General features: G+C 45.5%; 30 protein-coding genes and 1 riboswitch. Of the genes, 20 read left to right on the forward strand and 10 right to left on the reverse strand.

Annotated elements, in window-relative coordinates; translation table 11 throughout:
• Window positions 1–101: 101 nt before the first annotated feature.
• Both FC26_RS10360 and FC26_RS10365 read right to left on the reverse strand, forming a co-directional pair.
• Window positions 102–560: a DUF6773 family protein gene (locus FC26_RS10360; RefSeq protein WP_057780345.1), complete on the reverse strand. Its 459-nt coding sequence runs from the start codon at window positions 558–560 to the stop codon at window positions 102–104.
• The gene (locus FC26_RS10365; RefSeq protein WP_057780347.1) at window positions 544–759 is read right to left on the reverse strand and encodes a helix-turn-helix transcriptional regulator; all 216 of its coding nucleotides are present in this window, start codon (window positions 757–759) and stop codon (window positions 544–546) included. The genes FC26_RS10360 and FC26_RS10365 overlap by 17 nt, the downstream gene beginning before the upstream one ends.
• Before the next feature lie 441 nt (window positions 760–1200).
• Between FC26_RS10365 and FC26_RS10370 the strand changes: the two genes are divergently transcribed.
• The 14 genes from FC26_RS10370 to FC26_RS10430 all read left to right on the forward strand — a co-directional run bounded on the left by FC26_RS10370 (window position 1201) and on the right by FC26_RS10430 (window position 9678).
• Window positions 1201–1902, forward strand: coding sequence for a beta/alpha barrel domain-containing protein (locus tag FC26_RS10370; RefSeq protein ID WP_057780349.1), 702 nt, complete (start codon window positions 1201–1203; stop codon window positions 1900–1902).
• Window positions 1903–1942: 40 nt separating this feature from the next.
• The gene (locus FC26_RS10375) at window positions 1943–2137 is read left to right on the forward strand and encodes a hypothetical protein (RefSeq protein WP_057780350.1); all 195 of its coding nucleotides are present in this window, start codon (window positions 1943–1945) and stop codon (window positions 2135–2137) included.
• 10 nt (window positions 2138–2147) lie between these two features.
• Window positions 2148–2486: a heavy metal-binding domain-containing protein gene (locus tag FC26_RS10380; RefSeq protein ID WP_057780351.1), complete on the forward strand. Its 339-nt coding sequence runs from the start codon at window positions 2148–2150 to the stop codon at window positions 2484–2486.
• 287 nt (window positions 2487–2773) lie between these two features.
• Window positions 2774–3610, forward strand: coding sequence for a TraX family protein (locus FC26_RS10385; protein WP_057780352.1), 837 nt, complete (start codon window positions 2774–2776; stop codon window positions 3608–3610).
• Window positions 3611–3823: 213 nt separating this feature from the next.
• Window positions 3824–4081 (forward strand): GlsB/YeaQ/YmgE family stress response membrane protein, encoded by a 258-nt coding sequence (locus tag FC26_RS10390; protein WP_057780353.1) that lies wholly within the window; start codon window positions 3824–3826, stop codon window positions 4079–4081.
• Between the two features lie 6 nt (window positions 4082–4087).
• Window positions 4088–4615 (forward strand): alkaline shock response membrane anchor protein AmaP, encoded by a 528-nt coding sequence (gene amaP / locus FC26_RS10395; protein WP_057780354.1) that lies wholly within the window; start codon window positions 4088–4090, stop codon window positions 4613–4615.
• An 18-nt stretch (window positions 4616–4633) separates the two neighbouring features.
• Window positions 4634–4825, forward strand: coding sequence for a hypothetical protein (locus tag FC26_RS10400; protein ID WP_057780356.1), 192 nt, complete (start codon window positions 4634–4636; stop codon window positions 4823–4825).
• An 11-nt stretch (window positions 4826–4836) separates the two neighbouring features.
• On the forward strand, window positions 4837–5217 hold the full coding sequence (locus FC26_RS10405) for an Asp23/Gls24 family envelope stress response protein (protein WP_057780358.1): 381 nt from the start codon (window positions 4837–4839) through the stop codon (window positions 5215–5217).
• Window positions 5198–5320, forward strand: a complete 123-nt coding sequence (locus tag FC26_RS13160; RefSeq protein WP_268872663.1) for a hypothetical protein — start codon at window positions 5198–5200, stop codon at window positions 5318–5320. Before FC26_RS10405 ends, FC26_RS13160 begins: the two co-directional genes overlap by 20 nt.
• Window positions 5321–5329: 9 nt before the next feature.
• Window positions 5330–5419: riboswitch (TPP riboswitch) on the forward strand.
• Window positions 5420–5509: 90 nt separating this feature from the next.
• Complete coding sequence (locus FC26_RS10410) at window positions 5510–6097, forward strand: ECF transporter S component (RefSeq protein WP_057780360.1); 588 nt, start codon at window positions 5510–5512, stop codon at window positions 6095–6097.
• Window positions 6098–6103: 6 nt separating this feature from the next.
• Complete coding sequence (locus tag FC26_RS10415) at window positions 6104–6706, forward strand: YkoF family thiamine/hydroxymethylpyrimidine-binding protein (RefSeq protein WP_057780362.1); 603 nt, start codon at window positions 6104–6106, stop codon at window positions 6704–6706.
• Window positions 6707–6821: 115 nt separating this feature from the next.
• Entirely contained in the window at window positions 6822–7775 is a 954-nt protein-coding gene (locus FC26_RS10420; protein WP_057780363.1) for an aldo/keto reductase, read from the forward strand.
• A 168-nt stretch (window positions 7776–7943) separates the two neighbouring features.
• Window positions 7944–8837 (forward strand): serine hydrolase, encoded by an 894-nt coding sequence (locus tag FC26_RS10425; RefSeq protein ID WP_057780365.1) that lies wholly within the window; start codon window positions 7944–7946, stop codon window positions 8835–8837.
• Between the two features lie 43 nt (window positions 8838–8880).
• A complete protein-coding gene (locus FC26_RS10430) occupies window positions 8881–9678 on the forward strand; it encodes a zinc ribbon domain-containing protein (protein ID WP_057780367.1) in 798 nt (265 codons plus the stop codon).
• Between the two features lie 138 nt (window positions 9679–9816).
• On the opposite strand, the gene FC26_RS10435 is transcribed toward FC26_RS10430, so the two are convergent.
• On the reverse strand, window positions 9817–10362 hold the full coding sequence (locus tag FC26_RS10435; RefSeq protein WP_057780369.1) for a hypothetical protein: 546 nt from the start codon (window positions 10360–10362) through the stop codon (window positions 9817–9819).
• 268 nt (window positions 10363–10630) lie between these two features.
• Here FC26_RS10435 and FC26_RS10440 point away from each other — a divergent pair, with 268 nt between their 5' ends.
• Entirely contained in the window at window positions 10631–10951 is a 321-nt protein-coding gene (locus tag FC26_RS10440; protein WP_057780371.1) for a cupin domain-containing protein, read from the forward strand.
• 55 nt (window positions 10952–11006) lie between these two features.
• Here the strand turns inward: FC26_RS10440 and FC26_RS10445 are convergent, their stop codons facing one another.
• On the reverse strand, window positions 11007–12320 hold the full coding sequence (locus FC26_RS10445; protein WP_057780373.1) for a D-serine ammonia-lyase: 1314 nt from the start codon (window positions 12318–12320) through the stop codon (window positions 11007–11009).
• A 142-nt stretch (window positions 12321–12462) separates the two neighbouring features.
• Between FC26_RS10445 and FC26_RS10450 the strand changes: the two genes are divergently transcribed.
• Entirely contained in the window at window positions 12463–13365 is a 903-nt protein-coding gene (locus tag FC26_RS10450; protein WP_057780375.1) for a LysR substrate-binding domain-containing protein, read from the forward strand.
• Window positions 13366–13709: 344 nt separating this feature from the next.
• Here the strand turns inward: FC26_RS10450 and FC26_RS13110 are convergent, their stop codons facing one another.
• The 5 genes from FC26_RS13110 to FC26_RS10470 form a co-directional block, all read right to left on the reverse strand.
• Window positions 13710–14309: a transposase gene (locus tag FC26_RS13110; RefSeq protein ID WP_235809509.1), complete on the reverse strand. Its 600-nt coding sequence runs from the start codon at window positions 14307–14309 to the stop codon at window positions 13710–13712.
• A 50-nt stretch (window positions 14310–14359) separates the two neighbouring features.
• Window positions 14360–14917, reverse strand: coding sequence for an IS110 family transposase (locus FC26_RS13115; RefSeq protein ID WP_235809510.1), 558 nt, complete (start codon window positions 14915–14917; stop codon window positions 14360–14362).
• Between the two features lie 257 nt (window positions 14918–15174).
• On the reverse strand, window positions 15175–16110 hold the full coding sequence (locus tag FC26_RS10460; RefSeq protein WP_057780377.1) for a DMT family transporter: 936 nt from the start codon (window positions 16108–16110) through the stop codon (window positions 15175–15177).
• Between the two features lie 84 nt (window positions 16111–16194).
• Complete coding sequence (locus tag FC26_RS10465; protein WP_057780379.1) at window positions 16195–16863, reverse strand: EAL domain-containing protein; 669 nt, start codon at window positions 16861–16863, stop codon at window positions 16195–16197.
• A 165-nt stretch (window positions 16864–17028) separates the two neighbouring features.
• Window positions 17029–17463, reverse strand: a complete 435-nt coding sequence (locus FC26_RS10470) for a MarR family winged helix-turn-helix transcriptional regulator (protein WP_057780380.1) — start codon at window positions 17461–17463, stop codon at window positions 17029–17031.
• Between the two features lie 97 nt (window positions 17464–17560).
• On the opposite strand from FC26_RS10470, the gene FC26_RS12595 reads away from it, so the two are divergent.
• Together FC26_RS12595 and FC26_RS10475 are read left to right on the forward strand one after the other, a co-directional pair.
• Window positions 17561–17788, forward strand: coding sequence for a beta-xylosidase family glycoside hydrolase (locus FC26_RS12595; RefSeq protein WP_235809511.1), 228 nt, complete (start codon window positions 17561–17563; stop codon window positions 17786–17788).
• A 132-nt stretch (window positions 17789–17920) separates the two neighbouring features.
• Window positions 17921–18271 carry a YxeA family protein gene (locus FC26_RS10475; protein ID WP_057780383.1) on the forward strand — a complete coding sequence of 117 codons (351 nt, stop codon included), beginning with the start codon at window positions 17921–17923 and terminating at the stop codon, window positions 18269–18271.
• 50 nt (window positions 18272–18321) lie between these two features.
• Here the strand turns inward: FC26_RS10475 and FC26_RS10480 are convergent, their stop codons facing one another.
• Window positions 18322–20118: a GGDEF domain-containing protein gene (locus FC26_RS10480; RefSeq protein WP_157061194.1), complete on the reverse strand. Its 1797-nt coding sequence runs from the start codon at window positions 20116–20118 to the stop codon at window positions 18322–18324.
• 333 nt (window positions 20119–20451) lie between these two features.
• Here FC26_RS10480 and FC26_RS10485 point away from each other — a divergent pair, with 333 nt between their 5' ends.
• Window positions 20452–21621 (forward strand): GGDEF domain-containing protein, encoded by a 1170-nt coding sequence (locus FC26_RS10485; protein WP_057780386.1) that lies wholly within the window; start codon window positions 20452–20454, stop codon window positions 21619–21621.
• Window positions 21622–21785: 164 nt separating this feature from the next.
• Window positions 21786–21968, forward strand: a complete 183-nt coding sequence (locus FC26_RS12800; protein ID WP_157061196.1) for a hypothetical protein — start codon at window positions 21786–21788, stop codon at window positions 21966–21968.
• Window positions 21969–22233: the final 265 nt, after the last annotated feature.

The following is a 22233-nucleotide window of genomic DNA, read 5'->3' on the forward strand; positions in this document are numbered from 1 at the left end:
TAAGTGCATAGGCACTTTAATTATTTGATCTGTCTACTTGACACGGAGCAGCGCCTACTTTGGTTGAGGCTTATTTTTGGGTAATGATGGGGAGGGGTAACTTAGTCCTCGTCTTTAGGTTCTTGTTCTAATGTTCGCTGCCGCTTTTTGATACTAGCCGTTAGAATCAGCATGATGATACCGGTCAAGAGACCAGTGAAAATTCCCGTAAAGATCCCGGCCATGAGGGCGTGAAACCAATCACTATTGTACAGTAGGTGATTTTGGATGCTAATGATGACCGTCACCACAATACCGGCGGCGAGCGCTGTACCAAGAGTGGTTTTCCATCCCATTTTAAAATGTCGATCGAAAATACCATTCCAGGCGCAAGCGATAATCATGAAGAAACATACGATTAGGAAGATTGCGGCTGTGAGGGCCATGCTACTTAGTTTTGTCAAGAATGGCATCAGGAGAACATCGATAAAAATTAACCCAAAAAGCAACCAAAAACCGTAGTGTTCGATTTTGAGTAATTTTTGTTCCTGCCGTTCATCTAGTTTAGTTTTCCAGTTCATGATCTTGATCCTCCCAAAATATTTCATCTAACGTAACGTTTAGAGCATGACAAATGGCGATACATAGCTTCAGAGAAGGATTGAATTCACCTGCTTCGATTAAACCGATTGTTTGACGAGTGACGTTTGCTTTTTGTGCTAATTCGGTTTGTGATAGATGCTGTTTTTTTCGTTGAGCTTTCATTTTTGTGTTTTTCATTAAAAAGTCCTCTATGTAAAGTATATATGACATTTTATTTAATGTAAAGTATATGTGGCATTTAGCGTGATTTATAATAGCATTACACATAACTGCAAGGAATGAAATATCAGGCTGCTTTAACTTACTAGCTAGTTCAGTAACCGAATTTAGCGGTCACCATAGGTCGTAATTTAATCATTATTGAACTTAAATTTAAAGCTGTGTATTTATCGTGGTATATGGTTATTGAGGCATTATGCGGTTCCGTGTTAATGTGACCATAATGGCATATGGCTCAATTCAATCGCAGTTTAATTGTGCAGGGAGAATTCAATATTATTAAAGAGAAGTTTTAAATGCAGTTCACTGAGGATTAATCAAGTTGCCCATAACACATTGGTCGTTATAGTTGCCGACTGGGGTGCGGTCTTGTTATTCTTGCAATTAAAGGGGTATTAAATGGCGGAGGTGGATAAAGTGGATTCTAAAAAAGTGGTACCAAATATTACGACAGATCTACGGAATGATATTGTTGAAATGCCCAAAATTATCGAAAAGGCAACCGGAATTCGACTGTTCGGTAAGCTCATCAAGAGCATTGTCTATACCATGGATGTCGCGGTGATTGCGAATTGTGATGCCGATGCTGTCTTGGCTGTATATCCGTGGACGCCCAATACTAAAATTTTACAGGCAATTTCGACGGTGGCTAATAAACCAATTCTCGCTGGAATTGGTGGTGGTTTGACGAAAGGATTGCGTTCGGCCACGATTGGCTTTTTTGCCGAAGAATCGGGCGCTTCGGGCGTTGTTTTAAACGGGCCGGCGACAGTCCAAACGATCAAGGATGTGAGAACTGCGGTTGATATTCCCATCATCTACACGGTGACGCAGCTCCAAGATGATTTGTTGGCAAGAATTGATGCCGGTGCGCGGGTCTTTAACGTTGCGGGTGGCAAAAATACGCCTGCAATCATCGCTGAAATTCGGAATCGTCTGCCAGATGAATACCGGTATTTCCCGATAATTGCTTCCGGCGGGCAAAGCGATGCGCAGATCGAAGCCACGATTGACGCCGGTGCGAATGCGATATCCTATACCGCTTATGGGATAACTGAAAAAATATTTCAAAAGAAAATGGATGAGTACCGCCGGCGGTAAGCGGTGGACTGTTAATTCGTTCAAGATCGGAGATTGAATAGTGGATATTATTATTGCAATTGGTGGTGGCCTTTTCATGCTTGGTCTATTTGTAATTGCGTTGAATACGCGCGTACGGTATGGCTGGTTCTTCCGGCATTACGAAAGTCGAAATAGGGGGGCCAACATCGTCGGCATTTTAATGATTTTATTAGGGCTCATTATTATGTTGATTAAAATTAAGTTAAATGATTGATCGGAGGTCAATGAAGATGAAAGAAATATTAATGACCACGACTGAAAATATTCCAGGGCAACACTATGAAGTGCTGGGTGAGGTGTTTGGGTTAACGACACAGTCTAAGAACGTCTTTAGCAATATTGGGGCGAGCTTGAAGAATATTGTGGGTGGTGAAATTAAAGCCTATACGGATATGCTGCATAGCTCACGTGAAAAGTCGATTGCGCGTCTCAAGGAAGAGGCCCGTAAAGTTGGCGGTGATGCAGTTGTCATGATGAGGTTCGATTCAGGTTCAATCGGGACCGATATGCAAAGTGTGGTTGCTTACGGAACGGCCGTTAAATTCGTGACGCAAATAGACTAATGCCAGCTAACGTGCAGTTGATTAGGTGAACGCTTGCTAAAAAAAAATTGTGTGCCGTACCATGAGAATGTACTTGGTTATATTGTCTTTTGCCTGGGGGTTCCCCAGGCTTTTTTTATCGCCTGCTAAATATAAAATAGTTACGATACGACAACTTTTAGTGTGTTGTGATTAATAATATTGGACTATCGGTTGAAACGGTCAAGTACCAGAGAGAAGAGCTTGCAAAAAGTAACGTGCCATGTATACTAGTTAGATAGTTGAGTAACTAACTAGGGAGGAAGAAAATGATTTATTCGGAAGAAAGCGGTCATAAGACCATTGGCATGACAGGATTTCAAATTAAAATGTTAGGAATTGTCCTGATGGTATTGGATCATGTCCATCAAATGTTTGCACCATTGGGAATTCCGGAGTGGTTCACAATGCTTGGTCGCGCTGTGGCCCCGATGTTTATTTTCATCGCGGTGGAAGGATTCACACATACCCGCAGCAAGCGACGTTATTTGACAAGGTTGCTAGTAGGCTACTGGATTATGGGCGGTGGGTCATATGTTTTACAAAAATTTTTGCCGCTAGATCACGGTCACTATGGGTTAGCCAATAATATTTTTGGCACACTATTCATTTCTGTACTAATGATGTTGGGGATTTACCTGATTCAGAATGGTCACCAAGATCATAATAAGAAACAATTATGGCTTGGTATTTCAATCATCGTGGGTGAATTACTATGGTCGATGCTGACCGTCCTTGTTTTTTTCAGCCCAAATCTCATGTTGAGACAGGGAGCAGCAGTGGCCTCAATGATTTTCCCAGGCATTATGATTACTGAGGGTGGTCCACTATTCATCGCGTTAGCTATTTTACTGTACCTATTCAAAGAAAATCGGGTTGGTCAGGTGGCGTCAATTCTTTTGATCGGATTAACTGCCACGGGATTCAATTTTGTAGGACTATTGACGACCAATATTCAATGGATGTTAATCTTATCGATTATCCCCATTCTGCTTTACAATGGGGCACGAGGCCGGAGCGATAAATGGTTCTTTTACATTTTCTATCCGACTCACATTTGGCTCCTGTACATTCTTGCTTTTGCACTAGGTGTAACGGGCTACTAAGCGACACATTCAATTTAATTAGTATTTTTGCCGAAGGGACTCACATAGATGAGTCCTTTTGTTATACCAGATATATTTTTCCGTTTTATTTTGAAACTAATCAGCGAAAATTAGGAATTTTGAGTCCTTTTTATTTGAAAAATATTATCGAATATATAATAATAATCATACAGCATTAGCTGTTTTCTGACATCATTGAAAGGAGTGAGTACGATGCTACATTTGATTTGGGTATGGATTATTGGTGCGCTAATCGGTGTCATAGCAGGTGCCATCACGAGCCGGGATATGCCACTAGGCTGGATTGGTAATATCATTGCCGGACTGCTGGGGTCGTGGATTGGTGAAAGCTTACTTGGATCTTGGGGTCCAAGTTTGGCCGGCTTAGCGATTATCCCATCGATCATTGGTGCCGTTGTCTTTGTATTAATCGTTTCCGCAATCCTATCGGGAATGAAGCGAAAGGGTTGATGGTGTATGACGAAGCTAAAGCGCGGGATTTATTTGATTGTTGGCCTACTTGAATTAGCGATTGTTGCTGAGTATTTTTGGCAGCGGCCGGAATATTATCACCATTTCCAAACATTGACGTGGCTGGAGTACGTGATGATGGTGGGTTACTTAGTAATTGCCCTCAACGCCCTGGTACTATTGTTAGCGGCTATTTTTCGCCGCGGAGTGACCAACCAGTTGATCATCGAGTCTCATTTCGGGAACCAGCTTTCGATTGATCGGTCGGCGGTCCAAGCGTCGATTGAGAAAACTTTGATTCACGAGTTTGATGCGATTAATCCGCGGGTGACCGTGACGCTGGTCAAACGTAAGCGGCGGGCGCAAGTTAAGATTAAGGCCCAATTGGCGGCTGAACAGGAGCTAAGTCAAGTGGTGGAATCTATGAAAACAGCTGTTAAGACCAATGTTGAGCAAACCCTTGGTATACCGGTTGGAAAACTCAAAATCCATCTTCAGCCAATTTCTCGTCGCGATAAAATTAAAGTACGCTGATCTAGGAGGTGGTCAATCTTGAAATGGACATATACCGGTGCGATTGGCGCTTTAATCATTGTCGCATCTTGGCTTCAGTGGGGATTTTTCGCCATGCTAGTTTGTGTTTTAGCGGTCGTATTAGGGCTGATCATTGGCTGGTGGCTGGATGTTCGTCAGTTTAGTATCCGAGCCTGGCTCCAAAAAATTGTGAATCGTTTAAGTGATTAGGAGGAATTTACATGACAACAAGTGCAGATTTAAAGACTAACCTAACTTTTGATGACCAAGTAATTAAAAAGATTGCCGGCATTACGGCTAATCAGGTAGACGGGATTGTGTCCCTCGATGGCAATGTGTTTAGTGAATTAACCGACCGGATTACTGATGGCACTGATCCAACAAAGGGCATTCAAACCGATGTTGGTGAACATCAAGTTTCAATTAAAATGGATGCCACTATCGCCTATGGTAAGGATACTCGTAAGATTTTTAATGAAGTTGTCGCCAAGGTTCAGACGGCACTAAGAGAAATGACGGGATTATCGCTCGTTGAATTTGAACTTCACATTAATGATATTAAAACAGCAGATGAATTAAAGGATGACAAAACTAAATCGTAATCAACAAGGTCCCCCGACGGTGAGTAGCACGGTTAACGTGCATCAACGTTGGGGCTTTTTTGATATTACCGAATGTACTGTTGACTTGGATGAGCGACGATAGTAATCTGATTATGAAGAATTGGGGTGCCATTGTGCTGAGATTATACCCACTGAACCTGATACGGTTAACACCGGCGAAGGGATTTTTTCACCATTAATAGAGGTGACATATTTATTTGGCTAATACATATGTATGCATCTTAATGGCTCCCAATTCTGATGTTGGGAGTCTTTTTATTTAGGAGGGCATATGAAGAAAATTGTTGCACGGTGGCATATTCGAGAGATTATCAGTGTGTCATTAATTGCGGTGTTATTAGGCTGCATTTTTACACTGTCAGATTGGCTGTATACCTTTGTATACGGCCTATTGTCGTTGGTCGGGATTGGCCCATTTGTTGGTGAAATTTTGTTTGGATTATGGTGCATGGGTGGCAGTCTGGCCTTTATGGTTGTCCGGCTCCCTGGCGCGGCGCTATATGGTGAAATTGTCGGGGCACTTGTGGAAAGTGCCTTTGGCGGTCAATTTGGGGTCGTCGCATTAGTGGCTGGTTTCTTTCAAGGTATTGGGAGCGAACTAGGCTTTGCGTGCTACCGGTACCGACGGTTCGATGTCCGGTCATTAACGTTAGCCGCTATTTTTTCGACCGTGATTACATTTGCATCAGCACTCTTTATTCACGGCTATATCAAGTTGCACTGGTCGATGTTGCTGGCGCTCTTCATCACACGCTTAATTTCAAATCTGGTCTTTTCCGTCGGTGTGGTGACGGTGGTTCAGCGCTTATTAGTTAAGGCCCATGTGTTAAAGCACTCAATTTCACAGAAAGAAGGCTAGGTAATCATGAATATCACTTGTAATTTAGATGGTTCTGTTGATGTAACGGGGTGTAAGTTGAGCATTTACCCGATGAAGGATCAGTTTGTGGATATTATTTTAGGCGCTGTCAATCAACTGAATCAGGTGAAGCTACCGGTCTGGTCTCAAACAGATTTGTTTAGTACCACGTATCGTGGCCGCCAAGAAAATGTGGTCAATGTAGTTAAGACGGCCTGTCAACTGGCTTACCATGATGACGTGCACACGGTATTTGAACTAACCTTTTCCAAGGGGTGTCCGGGGGATGTTGACGCGGACCGTTACTTAAATGAAGCCATTCAGCCGGTCATTGTCTCCACGGAATTAAAAAACTTTCATGTGGATTGTAAATATTCGTTCTACGCGTTTGGGGATGCGGACTACATGCAAGATATTGTGCATATTGTGGATTTAGCCACCCAAGCCGGACTGAAGCCGCAAAGCATGCATTATGCGACGGCACTTAGTGGGACGGTGGAGGATCTGTTTCGCTACTTTGATCAAGCATTAACCTATGCCCACGATCACATTCGCCACTATGTGATTGAGGCGACCATTTCAGTTAACAGTCCGTCACTTGAGGATTAGGAACCGATAGCTTGGGCCAGATAGTAAGTTGGCAATCAAAGTAATTGACTTGCACCATACTTCAAGCGATATACTGGAAGCGAATTCTTAATAAAGTCTTGGAGGAATGATATTAATGAAAACAGTGCAACTAGGAAATACTAATTTAGCCGTTTCAAACGTCGCTTTAGGCATTATGCGCATGAACGGATTGAGTGCCAAGCAAGCCGCTGAAGTTTTGACAACGGCCAAAGAGGCAGGCATCAACTATATCGATTCAGCCGATATTTACGGCATGGGCGGTTCCGAAGAAACTTTTGCTGCGGGGATGAAAGAAGCCGGATTCACGCGGGACGATTTCTACATTCAATCTAAGGGCGGCATTGTGATTGATCAGGATCGCAGTCACGATGATATTGTTCTGGGAAAACGGTATGATTTCTCAAAGCAGCACTTGTTAGATGCGGTAGACGGTATCTTGAAGCGGATGAAGATTGATTACTTGGATGCCTTTTTGCTTCATCGGCCAGATCCGTTGCTGGAAGTTGACGAAATTGCGGCTGCCTTTGATGAACTCCAAACTAGTGGTAAGGTTCGACACTTTGGGGTTTCGAACTTTAATCCACAACAAGTCGAACTCGTTCAAAGTGGGATCAACCAACGCTTAATGATGAATCAGTTACAGTTTGGGCTGATGCACACCGGCATGGTCGACTTTGGCCTGCATACCAACATGGCCGATGCAGATAGTATTAGTCATGATGGTGGTTTGATGGAATATACCCGTCGCAAGAACATGTTGATTCAAGCGTGGTCACCATTCCAGTACGGGGTCTTTGAAGGCCCATTTGTGGATAATCCTAAGTTCCCAGAGCTAAACGCGTTGTTAGCCAAGATGGCCGACGAAAAAGGGGTTACCAAGAATGCGATTGTAACGGCTTGGATTTTACGGCATCCGGCACAAACACAAGTGATTTTGGGGACGATGAACCCACAACACTTGAAGGAAAGTGCCGCCGGTTCCGATGTGACGTTGACCAAGCAGGAATGGTACGACCTGTACTTTGAAGCCGGTCACGAATTACCATAGGCTAGGTACTTATACTAGAGTCTAATTAAAGGACCCGCTAAATTACTTCGTGTGAAAGTGATTTGGTGGGTCCTTTTGGTCTGTCTGTCGCTTTTTTAGCCAATTCGTATTATTCTATAGAAGGTACTTTATAAAACATAAGTGTTATTGAATTATATGGGGGAAACAATGCGGGGAAAACGAATTGGGATTATTGTGATCGTGCTCCTGCTAGTTGGTGGCGGTGCTTATGGATTTTCACAATTGCACCAGCAGGGGACGCGAACGACGCATCAGCGGCCGGCGCAGTCGGCTAGCAGTACTACGTCGTCAGCGACAACGCGATCTTCGGCAGGAACCAAACGGGCGCAAGCGGTGCAGACCGTCTTAAATCACTATCGAGGGACGAAAAATATTGGGGTGGCCTATGTTGATTTAACATCGGGCGCGTCGGCATCGCTGCATGGGAAGACCACTTTTTATGCGGCCAGTGTGGCGAAATTACCCGTGGTGGCTTACGTACAACAGGCCATTATGATGCGGCAACTCACTTGGACCACCACTTTTCCGTACGCGGATGCCGCCAACCAAGTGCCGAATGCGATGGTGAGCGGCGGAACGGGAACCCTGCAAAACGAGAATCATCAAGGGAAGACTTATGCGGTGGCCGATCTCCTGCAACGGACGGTGGAGCAGTCTGACAATCAGGCTAGCAACCAACTACTGTACCATGTAGCCTTGCAAAATAAGACGGCGTTTACGCAGTATTTGCACCAGCATATGGGGATGAGTAACTATAGTAAGCAGATGAGTGCGCTACAAGCCAACCGAGCGATCATGACTGTCTGGCAACAAAATCAAAAGGCATCGAACTGGCTTCAAAATACCGATTGGGCCCATGATAAAATTGGCACGTTACCGGTGAAGGTAGCGCACAAGATCGGAATTAATGGTGCCGCGAATAATGATGCGGCGATTGTGTTGGGAAAGCACCAGTTTGCGTTGACCATTATGACGGATGGTTGGACAGACGCCCAAATTGCGACGCTGGCCACTCAAGTTTACGAAGCAACGGAAAAATAGTGTATTACTTAAAGGAAGATAATGAAAAAGCGGGGGAAAGATAATGTTTTGTCCAAACTGTGGTACGAAAAATGATTCAGATGCGGTATTTTGTAGTAATTGTGGAACGCGTTTAACACCGGTCACATCAACGACACCGCCAACCGAACAACGATCAACACGTGTAGCGCAGCCCACAGCCACAACGCCTAGTCGGACAGCGCAGCCGCAGAAAAAGGGGCAACCTCATAAACCAAATAATACTAAACGAACCCCGATATTGATCGGTATTCTGATTGCGGTGTTAGTGATTGGCGCGGGTGTGGGCTACTATTTTTATCACCAACATCAGGAAAGTGACTCGTCTCAAGTTAGCTCAATGAGTTCCTCGCAGTCAGCAACGACGAGCACGAGTGAGAGTAGCACATCTGGCAGTGAACCGGCGCTTTGGTCAGCTAGCAAAAATTCGGATTTATCATCCTTCATGGCTTCGTGGGAGCAAACGATGAACCAATCCTATTTGGGAACCTATGATGGTCATAGCGTGGAAGACGATGGAATTACGTTCCCAGCTGATATTAAGAATAATCAGTATCAGGGTAAAATCACGATTGATGGCTCGGATGCGACGCTGAAATGGACACCGAATGCGGATACGGATGCTGAATATCAGGTCGTGGCCGCTGCGGCTTACTCACATGTGGAAAACGGCTCAGACAAGATGATTGCCTATCTGTATGTTTTCCACAACCAACAACCAGAAGTGCTAGTATCACAGGATGTGGATAGTACTGTGCACAACTTTACCCAAACTGAAAACCAAGATTTACAACGTGGCTTTGCCAAAATTGCGAATAATTAGATCCGAAAAACATGACCAAACAAGGTCTTTATGTACTTGAAGTGGTTTGATTTTATAGTGCGATTAGTAAAGAAGTTTTGATCTAAAAAAGGCACCCAACTCAGCTTTGAATGATGAGTTGGACGCCTTTTTGTTCAGTTAAAAATCATTAATTTCCATTTGTTGAATCACATGAAAATAGTTATGTTTGGCCTGCCCAATCATGAACATGTCGCTAGTTTGCAATTCTTTACGCACGTCTTCTACGTGCTCTGATAGGAGCTTGAACATATCGTGTTCGCCTTCCAGAAGCTGTTGCCCGTCAATAGGGAAGTACTGGATTGTGGGGCGATCAAGGTTGACGAGGGCGAGGTAGTAACCATCATTCACCGTTCGGCCGGGCATGGCGTAAAAATTGGGATAAACCGTGGCTTCTGCCAGCATGTTAATGACATTGACGAGCTGCATGCGGCCATTTGTGATGACACCATACAAGACCCAATGAACAGCGCTAAGCATCCCCCCGACATCGTCAATGTGTTGCCGGAGAATTTTAAGGTAGTCCCCGGGCACTAATTCTTCATTACTGATCGGAAAATACGCGGGGACATCGCTGGCGCCCAATAAGACAAGGTAGAGGCCATCCCCAATCCCATCACAGACGGGCAGGATCTGATTTTCATGAAAATTTTGGGTATGGTTCACACTGGTTCACCTCATTGAGTAGATTTCCTAATGTTAATCATACCAGAAAAGTTGGGTGATAAAAGGGCTTGACATCGTGTTAATCTAATTGTTGTCAGAGAAGATTAAAAAGACATTTGAAAATTATTAAAAACCCGTTATAATCGAATCAACGACGCTTTCTATATAAAATGATGGTATTTTTTTATTAAAATTCTATATCTATCGCTCGTGGTACCACGTACATACTCGGGATCTGTCAGACGGGTCCACTAACGGAGGTCAAAGCATGCAGGTATTTTCAGGAAACCCAGAAATTAAACAGGGACCGGAACGGCTATTTGCTAAAAAGTTTTACAGTCTGGTGCGGTTAGTCATTCCCCAAGGCACAACCATTAAGCGCCATCGGTCACTAATGACGGTCACGGTGGTGGCCATTAAGGGACAAATTGTATTTCATACCGATGACGAGGAGACTACACTGGTTCCCGGCCAAGCAATCGTGATGGAACCCATGGAGTTTCACTGGTTGGAAGCACCAACCGAAGACGGCGAAGTGATGGTCATTCACGGTGTACTGGCACACGACAAAAAACAGAATCAAGAATAGTAAAAAGGCGGCCCGCTTAATGGTCGCCTTTTTACTGGTATAAATTAGGGTTTAATTAGGCCCAATCAGCAAGAAGCTGTTGGCCCTTATCGTAGTAGCGTTGCATTTCGTCGGCGGGGACGAGTTTACCACCGGTGGCCCAAACGATGTGGGTGGCGTTTTTTAAGACATTCTGATCGGCAAACTGCTGCACGGTCGGAACAATGGCCGTAAACCCAGCGGCGGCTGAAGGTTCTACGCGAATGTCCTGAGTATCAGCCAGCATGGTCAGGTAGCGATAGATGTCATCGTCGTCGAAGGTGTGTGAGCCATATAAAAGGGTCCGCATAACCCGACCGGCAATTTTGGAAGACTTGGGTACCGCAAGGCCGTCGGCGACCGTTTTACCATCCATTCCTAAGTCCATCACGTTGATTTGGTCGTAGAGATGGGTCATCATCCCCAACGTCACGGATGGTACATGGGTCGGTTCAGCGAAGACGGGGTAAATGCCCTCGGGCATCATCATTTGGAGGCCAAAACTAACGCCACTGGGGCTTCCGCCAACGCCAGTTGGTAGATAAACGAAAACGGGTGACTGTTTGCTGGGATAAATGCCGTTGTCAGCGAGTTGTTTTTGGAGCTCAATGCCGGCGACCGAGTAACCAAGAAAGAGATCGCGCGACCCTTCGTCGTCGATGAAGTAGGTGTGAGGATCTTTGGCGGCTTCTTCCCGTCCTTGGGCGATCGCAACTGACACGCTGTCGTTGTGTTCAACGACGGTCACGCCATTTTTACGAAGTAATTCTTTTTTCCACTGGCGAGCGTCGACGGACATGTGGACGGTGGTTTGGAACCCAAAGCTGGCAGCAGCCATGCCGATGCTGAGCCCGAGGTTACCGGTCGAACCAACCATGATGCCGTAGTGAGCAAATAGGCGATGATATGCTGGTGATGCCAGCACGGCATAGTCATCAGCATAGGTCAGATGAGTTTCTTGCATGGCAATTTTTTCTGCAAATTTTAGGACTTCGTAGATGCCACCCCGGGACTTGATCGATCCAGAAATTGGTAGCATGCTGTCGGCCTTTAGGAAGACGTGCCCTGGAATTGGCGTGTCAGCAACCTGTTCGAGTTGTTGTTGCATGGCGTCAATGGAAATCAGTGGTGAGGTCAGAACCCCGTGTGTGGCGCTGGTTTCGGGAAAGGCTTTGGCGAGATATGGCGCAAAGCGTTGGAACCGTGCGGCGGCATCAAAGACGTCGGCTTGGGTGAACGGCAATTCAGCGTCGTCGCCGAATTCGGGGTTCTGCCAGTTGATCGGGTCGTAGTGACTCATGGGTTCAAGTAAGGGATAGTGTTGCATTAAAGGTTCTGTGACGATTGACATAAAATGACCTCCATTAATAGTGAAGTGGGATTGACGGGTTCGTCATCCCAAGATATACTTCATGATAACCTAACGAAAATAGATAACAATCAAATGATTATTAACAATTACTTTAATGATCTTGAACGAATGGAGGCAACAGATGCTAGACGTGTGGCGATTAAAGTTACTGGTGCAGTTTGATACGTTGAAGACGATGCACCGGGTAGCGGAGGTCATGGCGGTAACGACGGCGACGGTGTCAACCCAACTGAAGCTGTTGGAAACACAAACCAACTCAACGCTGTTTGAAAAGGTGGGGCGTAACGTGGCGTTAACGGCAACCGGTAAACAGCTCGTTAAGCAGGTCCGGCCGATTTTAGATGAACTGGAAGAGGTGGAGCGAACACTAAATGCGCCACGCAATGATGACCGGGGGATTGTTCGCATCGGGGCTTTTTCAAGTTCCCTGCAGACGTTGGTGGTTCCTGCGGTGACCCAAGTTAAGGATCAGCATGCCGGCATTTCCTTCGTACTCTCGGAAATGGAACCGCCAGAAAGTCTGGCTGCGCTGAGTTCGCATCAGATTGACTTGGCGATTATTGGCTATATTGGGGAATTGATGACAATTCCAGATGAACTGACCGCGATTGAACTGGGGACTGATCAGCTACAGGTACTCTTGCATGACCGCAATCCACTTGCTGCGCAGACGGGCGTCTCGATTGCTGATCTACGGGAGCAAGACTGGGCAATGGAACCGCAAGGCGCATATCTGACCGACCGGTTATGGCGGTTATGTCAGGATGCCGGCTATCAACCACGACAGGTGGCGACTTTTCAGGATTACGCGGCTATTCGCGCGGCGGTGCAACACCATTTTGCGATCGGCGTACTCCCTGGAATTGCAATTCCAGCGCACCTCCCACATGTGCGTGCGATACCACTAGTGCCGCACCAACGGCGGCACTTTTATCTCGTGTCGCGGCGGGCACAGGCGCGCCTGCAGCCGCTGGTACTCACAAAGCAGGCGATTCAAGGCGTTGGTGAACAGGTGCTTCAGTAAAAGAGAGTGGCAAAAAGGCGTTTTGACTTCGAGCATAGCCTAGAAAGCCGAATGATTCGTACTTTGAATCGTTTGGCTTTCGTAGCTAAGCGGAGAAGTCAGCCTTTTTTCCCCGATTTCGGCTATTAAAGTTCGGAGACAGAAAGAGGCTGGGAGTTTTTCCCCAGCCTGTTTCCTACGATTAGTCAAGAGCTTATTTCAAATTTCAGTATCGCCTTAATGTCGTAGATCATACTGTTGGTAAATTGCTGGATAGTTTTGAAAATTGCATATACTAAATAAACCTCAATATTACGCTTTAAAAATATTGAAGAATGAACTATTATGCAACTGTGGAGTGTCTATTACTCCTGAACATTATTGGACTTCGAGTCCGTGTACGCATAGGCGTACTTAGTGCCCGTCATTACCATGGCATAGAGGCACTTCAGTGTCCTGTTCATACAGGCAACTATGGCGACCTTATCTCTTTTAGGGATAGGTCGTTTTTTTAGTTTGTAGTAGTAATCAACGATATGGTTAGGTGCTGATGCCTGTTGTCGGATCATATTACGAACTATCAAGTAAACAAGCGCTCTCGCATGAGGGTTACCGCGTTTATTTATATGGTCTTGACGTTGATATTGACCTGACTGGTAACGATTCAAATCAATTCCAATATAGGCATTAAGTTGGTTGGCATTGTCGAATCGGGTAATATCACCTAGTTCACCTAATAGTTGTGCTGCCGATAATGGCCCAATACCGGGCATTGAAACATAAATTTGATATATCGGTAAAGATTCAGATAACATCTTCAGCTGATCAATTAATATCTCTTTTTGTTTAATTAAATCAATTAACTGCCGACAATAGTACCGAACTTCTTGTACTTGAATACTATTGATGTCAGAGGCAGGATAGCTAATTTGCGCGAATGTTATTAATTTTTCTGCATATTTCAAACCTTTGGTTTTCGATAGCCGTTTATCAGTCTGCGACATCAATTTATTTTTTAATTTTGTCCGTGAAAGCCCATGTACGGAATCAGAAGAATCACATTTAAAGCTAGTTTGGAAATTTTATTCTTAAATAACTGTTCTTCTTCAGGAAAGGTTTGTTCAAGTGCAGTGTATAGTTTTCCTTGTACTAGTTTTATATCGTTAGTAACCTGATCGCAAAACCGTGTCAGTTCACGAAGCTGTCGGTAATCTCTAGACCACATTTCAGTTTGACGATAATTATTTTCCGTGACCGAACGAGCGGTTTTATGAGCGTCCAGTTGATCTGTTTTTACGCGACGTAAATTTTCAGACCGAAGGTGTAGCTCCAATGGATTAAGTTGAGTATAAGGTAAATGGTTGTCCTGACAAAAACGAACTACTGGACGCGAATAAACGCCTGTTGCTTCAAAATACACTGCAGGATTATCTGCAGAATCTGTAATAGCTTTAAGGTGTTTAAACCCAACCTGATTATGAAGACAATCGAACTCGTCCATACACTTTTTATTTCGATACCAGACAACATAGCTATGATTTTTTGAAACATCTAATGCAATTACATCTGACAAAAATATCGCTTCCCTTTTGAAAAATTTGAAGTTATTACTAATCACATCCAACACGACATATCATTTCCTATACACGGCCTCGAGGGTCCTCAATCTTAAATCATATTTATGCGTTGAAAATGACGAAAACCATTTTTTGGTACGAACTCGAAGTTCCAGAGGCTATGGGCGGTTTTAACTTCATTTTCAGTGTAAACAAAAAGTTCTGATATGAAATGATAATTATCATTTCATATCAGAACTAATCTTAGATTGTTTTACCCTTTTCTTTGGCCAAGTAGCCGTAAATATTTGCTGAAATCGACGGTCAAGCACATGACGGCAAGAATGACGAGCAGCCCGCCACCGATATCAAAGCCGGTCAGCGGGGTCCCGAGAAGCAGGATCGAAAAGACGGTGGCGGAGAGTGGTTCAAAGGCGTCTAGTAAACTGGCCGTGGTTGGCAAAATATAGCTAAAGCTGCTCGTGAAAAGAATGAAGGCGAGCACCGTACCAACCAAAACGATGGCCACCACTAAGGCGATCGCTCCCCAAGAAAACGGGACACTATGGCGCCAAACGGGATGGTAGCCGTTCATGGCCAAACCGGCGAGCAGCAACCCCCAACCGGTACAGTTGAGGGCACCAAACCGTGGTAAAATGGCCCGCGGAATAAGGGCGTTGGTGGCAACGCCGACTGCTGAAAGACCACCCCATAGTAAGACCAGTGGGGAAATTGAGAGGGAGGTCAGGTGCCCATGGGTGACGATTAGTGCGGTACCACAAAAGGCGAGGAGCATCCCCACCACTTCTGCACGGCGGGGAGCCTGCCGGTAGCGCAAAATGTAATAGATAACGATCACAAATGGGCCGAGGTACTGTAGAATCGTGGCGATGGAGGCGTTGCCCGCTTGAACGGCCAGAAAATAAAAGAATTGGACGGGGATCAGTCCTAAGAGTGCGTAGGCGATCACGAGTCCGGCACTCCGCCATTCACGCCAGATTGCGAGGGGATGCTGGTGCCGAAGACCGCTCAGTAGTAGCAAGATGATGCCGGCACTAACCATCCGGACCTGGCTAATCCAAAGCGGGGTGAATTGGGGATAGTGTGAAAAAAGGGTGCTGGCAGCGACGCCTGAGAGTCCCCAGGCCACGCCGGCACTACTGGCGAGTAGCACGCCAAGCGTTGTTTTAGATGACTGATGTGATTGCATAATGCAGGAACCTTTCTAAAAAAATGGCATAAAGTGGGGGCCATGACGATTAAGTCGTCACAGCCCCGTCGTGGGTACTGGTGATTAGCTAGTTGCGAGTAGTTCTGGGCGGCCCGTGTAGTAGCCTTGAATGAGGTTGCACGGGTATTGGCGCCGGACAAATGTGAGTTCTGCCGCTGTTTCGATCCCTTCGATGGCCAGTATTTTATGGTTTTGTCGGCGCAGGTCGGCCCAAAATTTCAGTTCCGGTTCAATGGTATGGATACTGGTAAACGGCCGGAAATTCTGAAAGGCAAACTTATATTCATCGACGTAATCATCAAGTTTGAGCACCATCTCGGAGGTGTTTTCGCCGGTGCCGACGTCGTCAATACAAACCAGCAGATCCCGCCGATGAAAGTCTCGTGCCGCCGCTAAAAGTTGTTGGTCACTGACCAGAGGATCATTTCGTTCGGTAAGTTCCGTAAAGATATTGAGTGCGGTTTGGTGTTGCACCTCTTCGATCATATCAGCAAAAGCAGGTTGGATAAATTGTTGTTGTTCTAAATTAAAGGATAGCAATTGCACGTTGCTGGGTAAATTACGAGTAACGTTCAGGAGGAGTTGGTAGAACTGGTCCACGGTAATTGCGTTGAAGTCATCGGGAAGATGCCACGCTGACGCTGCCTGTTCACGGATAAAGAGTTCATAGCCGACAGGGAGGTAGTCTGTGGCATTGAGTGCAAATTTCGGTTGACCAAAAAATGCCAACATGGTGATCACTCCTTAAACAGTAAGTTATGTTGCTGCTGATGTCGAACGAAAGATTTAAACAAATAGAAACTTATGTTGCTTTAATTTTACTGTAATGAAATTTTAATTACAACTAGGACTTTAGATAATTGAGAGGTTATAGTTGTCTTGACACTGCTGAAATGGTCAGGATAGCTTCGTCACGACCTGCTGGGCCTTTGCCAGTAGTTGCTGAAATTGGTCTAGTTCAGCAGCGGTGAAGTGATCTTTTAATTGCTGTTCGACTTTATCGAAGTAAACATCGGTTTGGCGATCAATCTCGATGCCCTTTTCAGTGATGGAAACGAGCTTAATGCGCGCGTTGTCTTCGGGGATGATGCGCGTGATCAGGCCGCGATGTTCCAAAATTTTGAGCATGTTAGTCGTACTGGCTTCGCTTTTATGAAGAATTTTTGCCAGCTGATTTTGTTGCACCTCTTGGTGGGTGGCAATGTAGGCGAGGGCACGCCCTTGGTCACGGTTTAAGCCCCATTCTTGGCGCTTTTCAGCAACGTAGTCGCCTTCGATCATGCCAAGATGGAAGATGCGAGTGGCGATGTAATCTGGATTAGCTAATGGCATAGATTCGGCCTTCTTTCGGGTGATTAACCGGGTAGTTGTTGATCATTATATCGGAAAACACCGGCGAAAACGGCCTTTTTTTTAATTTAAAACCGTTGTGCGTCATGAGAACTACACATATGCCTATTCGTTTGATGGACAGAAATGGCAGACTATTCCGGTAACCTTCGATTCATTAAAGCTATCGGATGATTACATTCTAATGAACTATGGCGGCTACGCCTTCTTTACCGGTGCATTTACGGGCGTCTTTAGTTCCGATTTGACGGGTAGTCAGTTGCCAGCCGACTTTGATTACTTCGAGTATCAGGAACAAACAGAGTAACCAACCGCACTTTGAGTAAAACAAAATGAGCGCCCCACGACTTTCGGATGAGTCGTGGGGCGTTTTTGGGGTCCAATCGGCGAATAAATAGGATATAATGATGACATGGAAAATCATTGCGGGAGGATGCTCATGAAGAAAAAGTGGGTTTGGATCATTGTCGCAGTAGTTGTGCTAATCGGTGGGGCGCTTGCTTACCAGAAATATCACGGGGTGGCCTATTACGCGCGGGTGGGAAACGTTGCGAGCCAGCGAACGGATAAGAATGCCGGAAAGACGGCTAATCAGGTACGCACATACCGGATGGTCGGTTACAACAAGCAGGGAGCGGCCAAGCACTTATCCGTCCAAACTTTTAACAGTCAACGGCTGGCGAAGGGACATTATTTAAAGGTGACCTGGTCAGCAGCGAAGGGGGTCAAAAGTTACGAACGGGTGGCCTTCAACCAAATTCCACAGGCTGCACAACAGAAGTTAGACTAGGGCTAGCAACCAAAAACAGCGTATTCCGATTGATGGAATACGCTGTTGGTCTATAACGAAGGTAATTGTGGCTTGTCGAAGTAGTAGCCTTGGAATAAATCGATCCCGAGTGTGTCGTGGGCGAAGGTGACTTCCGCGGCGTTTTCAACCCCCTCGAGAATGAAGGTTAAGCCGTGTTCTTGTGCAACATCGGCCCAGAAACGAATCCGTTCCTGTAACATGGCCTCGTCATTATTGTGCCGTAGATTTTGCATTGCAAACTTGACGCCATCCACGTAAGGCAAAAGGTGTTGGACAAGTTCGAAGCTATTGTCACTACCAACGTCGTCAATGTCAATGCGAATTCCTCCCGCTCGGTAAATAGCGGTGATATTGCGCGTCGTGACCATGTCAGGAACGTCGGTAATTTCAACGGTGAGTTCATCAGGCCCATCCTCACTATTACAAAATTGGGTGAGGGCAAGGGCGACCGACTGATCGATGAATTGGGCGTTGGTGAGGTTAATTGCGAGCCGCCGTGTCGGTGAATTAGCGAGTGCTTTACGCATTAAATCAATCTGGGTTTCGACTGAGATATCAAATAATTCGGGCAATACCCAACGATCGTGTTCGTGATCGTACATCCGCAAGAGGAGTTCGCTGCGGTGTCTGTTGGTGTGATCTAAGTCCGTGACGTGCATGATTGCTTGGGTGAAGAAGGTGTATGTGGCAACGAGTTCATGTTGCGCATCGTTATGCATGGTTTCACCTTCAATTGTGATGGTGTCACGACCGGCGTGCTTACTTAGATAAAGATTATCATCGGCCCGCTTATAGGTGTCGTCAATGGAGTGGTCGGTGGTACGCATGGCGGTGACCCCGAGCGAAATGGTAATGGTCACGTCAAAGTCTTGGTAGGTGAACTTATTCTTGCGAATCGTATCCCAACATTCAACGATGATGGGGCGAATATCGGCCGGAGTTTGCCCGTAAAAGACAACATTAAACTCCTCACCACCGGTTCGGTAAATCTGGTGATTACGCCCGTATTTACTGAGCACATCCCCTAGTTTAGAGGCCACGCTAATCAGAATCGCATTACCGGCTAGGTGACCGTAGTGATCGTTAATTTGTTTAAAATGATCGATATCTAATGATACGAGGGTGAGCGGTTGGTTGTTTTCCCGCGCCTCATTAAACATGTGGGTGACATCGTGCTGGTATAAGGAATAGGTTTTAGCATTGGTCAGCTGATCATAGTTTGCGAGTTGTTTCATGCGGGCATTGTTCGCATCTTCCGTGTACTGCCGAATCCACAGGAGAGAGGCGGCCCACGCCATTCCCAAAAACATGGTTACGGCTTGGACGGTGATCCAGATTGCGTCTTGGGGATGTTCAGCGTAGGGCGGTAAAAGCGCCCAGAAGATGACGGCGATATAGGCAAACAGCGCCAGACTGGCCCAGATATTATCCCGAATTTGACGAGGGTATTTGCGCATTAAAATCACCCCGAAGGCCAATAATACCAAAGAAATTACGAATTGCGGTCGGTCAAAATGCATGTTGTGATGCATGAACCAGACCGAAACGGCCCCCGCCAACCGAATAAGGAGCTCGAGCTTATTAATGGCGGCATCCAAAAGCGGAAAAACTAGTAAAAAAAGTCCGATATTATGGAACATTAGGGCATCATTATGGACCATGTAACCCATGAAATGCAGGATGAACGCCGTGCCCAGTGACATGATCATCAGCAAAGCCCGTGCGCCGATGGGGTACGTGGGGTGGCTATGGTCGCTAAAGGCGTACTGGTACAGAGACTGATAGTAGCGAATAAAGCCAGAGATGAAAAAGATTGAGATAAGCAATTGGGCGAACCAAATGGGGCACTTTGCGCATCCAATTGTAAAACCATCCTGATATGGATACCAAATAATGACATTGTCATTGACGGCCGACCTCCTAAGTAATCATAATATAATAAATACCATGTTATAACATTCACATTATAGCGATCTAAGTGTTTAAGATATAGCTTTAGTTGAAATAATTTAGAAATTAAATGGTTAAGTTATACTATGCACTTTAGAGTAATGTATAATGAACCATAAATAAACCCATTGGCATGCTTTTCTATTAATAATTTGAAAAATATGCCTGATATTAAACTGACAATCAATTAAATCGACAAATGAGGACTTATGGATACTAACTTAATTATCATTTCATATTTATCATCACTGATGGCTAACTTAATTGTTCTGTTAGGCTTTATCTCCATTTTTGTATGGTTTAAGGAGCAAACGGATAGCCGTTGGTTAAAACAACATCGTGGTGGCTTTTTAGCCGTATTGGGCGTTGCCTTTCTGCTGTTCATTCATACCGAGGCTTGGTCTAATGCGCATTTATCGCAAGCTTTGATCGGCTTTCATTGGACGTATCTGAATATGGAAATTTTAGCACTGTATAATTTAACGCTGGAAAATTCATCGCGGTGGCAGCTTGCCAGTACCGTTGGTTTGACGGGACTATGGTTCTTTATGAATATGAAAATTTGGAGTTGGCCGGCCGTTGCGGTCTTTGCCATGTTGGTGATCGTTGAAGGCTGTATCTACGTCGGGCATCGTTGGCTGACAAAGGGAATGATGACCTACCAACTCGGCTTCTGGGTAGCGGCGGTGCTGGTGTTTGTCATCGCGACTTTGATATACGCGCACCAAGATATTTACAGCTGGCTGCGACAAATTAGTGCGCTTCTGATTCTCGACCTCTTCTGTTACCTATACGGCAGAGCACTCATCAACCGGATGATTTTGAATAATCTTTTTGAGCACCGGGCAATGTATGATGAGCTCACTAAGCTACGGAATTTTGGTGCTTTTGATCATGACCTAGAACACCTATATCAGCAGTTTCGGACAACGGGCGAGCGCTACGCACTTTATGAAATGGATATTGACCATTTCAAGCGGATTAATGATACGTACGGCCATCCGGCAGGCAATGTCGTGTTAAAAAAGGTTGCCGAGCAGCTCAATCAAGTGGTGAGCAATCTTGAATTTCGGGCCCGCATTTATCGAACGGGTGGAGAAGAGTTCACGGTGATCCTGCGCGATATTCAGGACGATTCCGAGCGGGCGGAGGCTATCTCGCGGGAATTACAACAGGCGGTCGCCCAATTACGGCTGGAATTCGATGCACAACTGCGCATTACACTATCATTGGGTGAGGAACGGGTGAGTGAGACGGACGCTAACTATTTGGAGGCTTATAAGCGCGCCGATCAGTATTTATACACGTCGAAGTATAATGGGCGTAATGCGATAACCCTTCGCGGGCACACGTTAGAGCGCCTCGCGGCAACGGAATAAAAATCAAAAAACTGGTGTCTTTCCATGACGGAAGACACCAGCTTTTTTGCGGTGTAACGCTTGGGTACTGTGAAAAAATTGAGGGGACGGTTACTTTTTTAAGACTGCACCAACCCGGAAGTCGGCTTGTCTTTTTAGACTCGTTTCAGCAAACGGCCCAGTTCGTGGACTACGTGGACGATCAGGGAGCTGGCGCAACCATGTATGCTGATTGGTTGATGTTTTTGGGTGCCGAGATCGAAATTAGACACCTGCCTGCGGACGTTTGGCAGGCGATTGAGCAAAAAATAGCTCAGTGGCAGTCTCGGATAGCAATCGAAAGAGCACAACGATCCGCAACCGACTAAAGCCGTGGTCAATAAAGGCTTAGACACGAACTTGCTACTACCGGTTGTGCAAAGCACGGTAGAATAGTGCGGCCTAAACGGCCTGAATTGCTTGTCAAATGCCGCGGATTCCGGCATGCTGAAGTTAAACTAAAGGAGGGATGAGCATGTTAGCATTTGCTGCACAAGTCAACCACTCCCGACTAAAGTCGGAAGCTTGTGAGAACCGTACCTAACGGTGCAACGACCACAAATTGCTTAGATACAGCGATTGCCTGCAAGCAGG

The sequence above is a fragment of the Paucilactobacillus vaccinostercus DSM 20634 genome (genome assembly GCF_001436295.1).
Taxonomy (GTDB): Bacteria; Bacillota; Bacilli; order Lactobacillales; family Lactobacillaceae; genus Paucilactobacillus; species Paucilactobacillus vaccinostercus.

Coding starts and splice junctions, on each gene's coding strand:
- FC26_RS10360 (WP_057780345.1), bottom strand. CDS start 560: ATGAACTGGAAAACTAAACTAGATGAACGGCAGGAACAAAAATTACTC.
- FC26_RS10460 (WP_057780377.1), bottom strand. CDS start 16,110: ATGCAATCACATCAGTCATCTAAAACAACGCTTGGCGTGCTACTCGCC.
- FC26_RS10470 (WP_057780380.1), bottom strand. CDS start 17,463: ATGCCATTAGCTAATCCAGATTACATCGCCACTCGCATCTTCCATCTT.
- FC26_RS13160 (WP_268872663.1), top strand. CDS start 5,198: ATGACAAAACTAAATCGTAATCAACAAGGTCCCCCGACGGTGAGTAGC.
- FC26_RS10450 (WP_057780375.1), top strand. CDS start 12,463: ATGCTAGACGTGTGGCGATTAAAGTTACTGGTGCAGTTTGATACGTTG.
- FC26_RS10440 (WP_057780371.1), top strand. CDS start 10,631: ATGCAGGTATTTTCAGGAAACCCAGAAATTAAACAGGGACCGGAACGG.
- FC26_RS10385 (WP_057780352.1), top strand. CDS start 2,774: ATGATTTATTCGGAAGAAAGCGGTCATAAGACCATTGGCATGACAGGA.
- FC26_RS10425 (WP_057780365.1), top strand. CDS start 7,944: ATGCGGGGAAAACGAATTGGGATTATTGTGATCGTGCTCCTGCTAGTT.
- amaP (WP_057780354.1), top strand. CDS start 4,088: ATGACGAAGCTAAAGCGCGGGATTTATTTGATTGTTGGCCTACTTGAA.
- FC26_RS10390 (WP_057780353.1), top strand. CDS start 3,824: ATGCTACATTTGATTTGGGTATGGATTATTGGTGCGCTAATCGGTGTC.
- FC26_RS10370 (WP_057780349.1), top strand. CDS start 1,201: ATGGCGGAGGTGGATAAAGTGGATTCTAAAAAAGTGGTACCAAATATT.
- FC26_RS10430 (WP_057780367.1), top strand. CDS start 8,881: ATGTTTTGTCCAAACTGTGGTACGAAAAATGATTCAGATGCGGTATTT.
- FC26_RS10405 (WP_057780358.1), top strand. CDS start 4,837: ATGACAACAAGTGCAGATTTAAAGACTAACCTAACTTTTGATGACCAA.
- FC26_RS10365 (WP_057780347.1), bottom strand. CDS start 759: ATGAAAAACACAAAAATGAAAGCTCAACGAAAAAAACAGCATCTATCA.
- FC26_RS10415 (WP_057780362.1), top strand. CDS start 6,104: ATGAATATCACTTGTAATTTAGATGGTTCTGTTGATGTAACGGGGTGT.
- FC26_RS10485 (WP_057780386.1), top strand. CDS start 20,452: ATGGATACTAACTTAATTATCATTTCATATTTATCATCACTGATGGCT.
- FC26_RS10465 (WP_057780379.1), bottom strand. CDS start 16,863: ATGTTGGCATTTTTTGGTCAACCGAAATTTGCACTCAATGCCACAGAC.
- FC26_RS10445 (WP_057780373.1), bottom strand. CDS start 12,320: ATGTCAATCGTCACAGAACCTTTAATGCAACACTATCCCTTACTTGAA.
- FC26_RS10420 (WP_057780363.1), top strand. CDS start 6,822: ATGAAAACAGTGCAACTAGGAAATACTAATTTAGCCGTTTCAAACGTC.
- FC26_RS10380 (WP_057780351.1), top strand. CDS start 2,148: ATGAAGATGAAAGAAATATTAATGACCACGACTGAAAATATTCCAGGG.
- FC26_RS10475 (WP_057780383.1), top strand. CDS start 17,921: ATGAAGAAAAAGTGGGTTTGGATCATTGTCGCAGTAGTTGTGCTAATC.
- FC26_RS10410 (WP_057780360.1), top strand. CDS start 5,510: ATGAAGAAAATTGTTGCACGGTGGCATATTCGAGAGATTATCAGTGTG.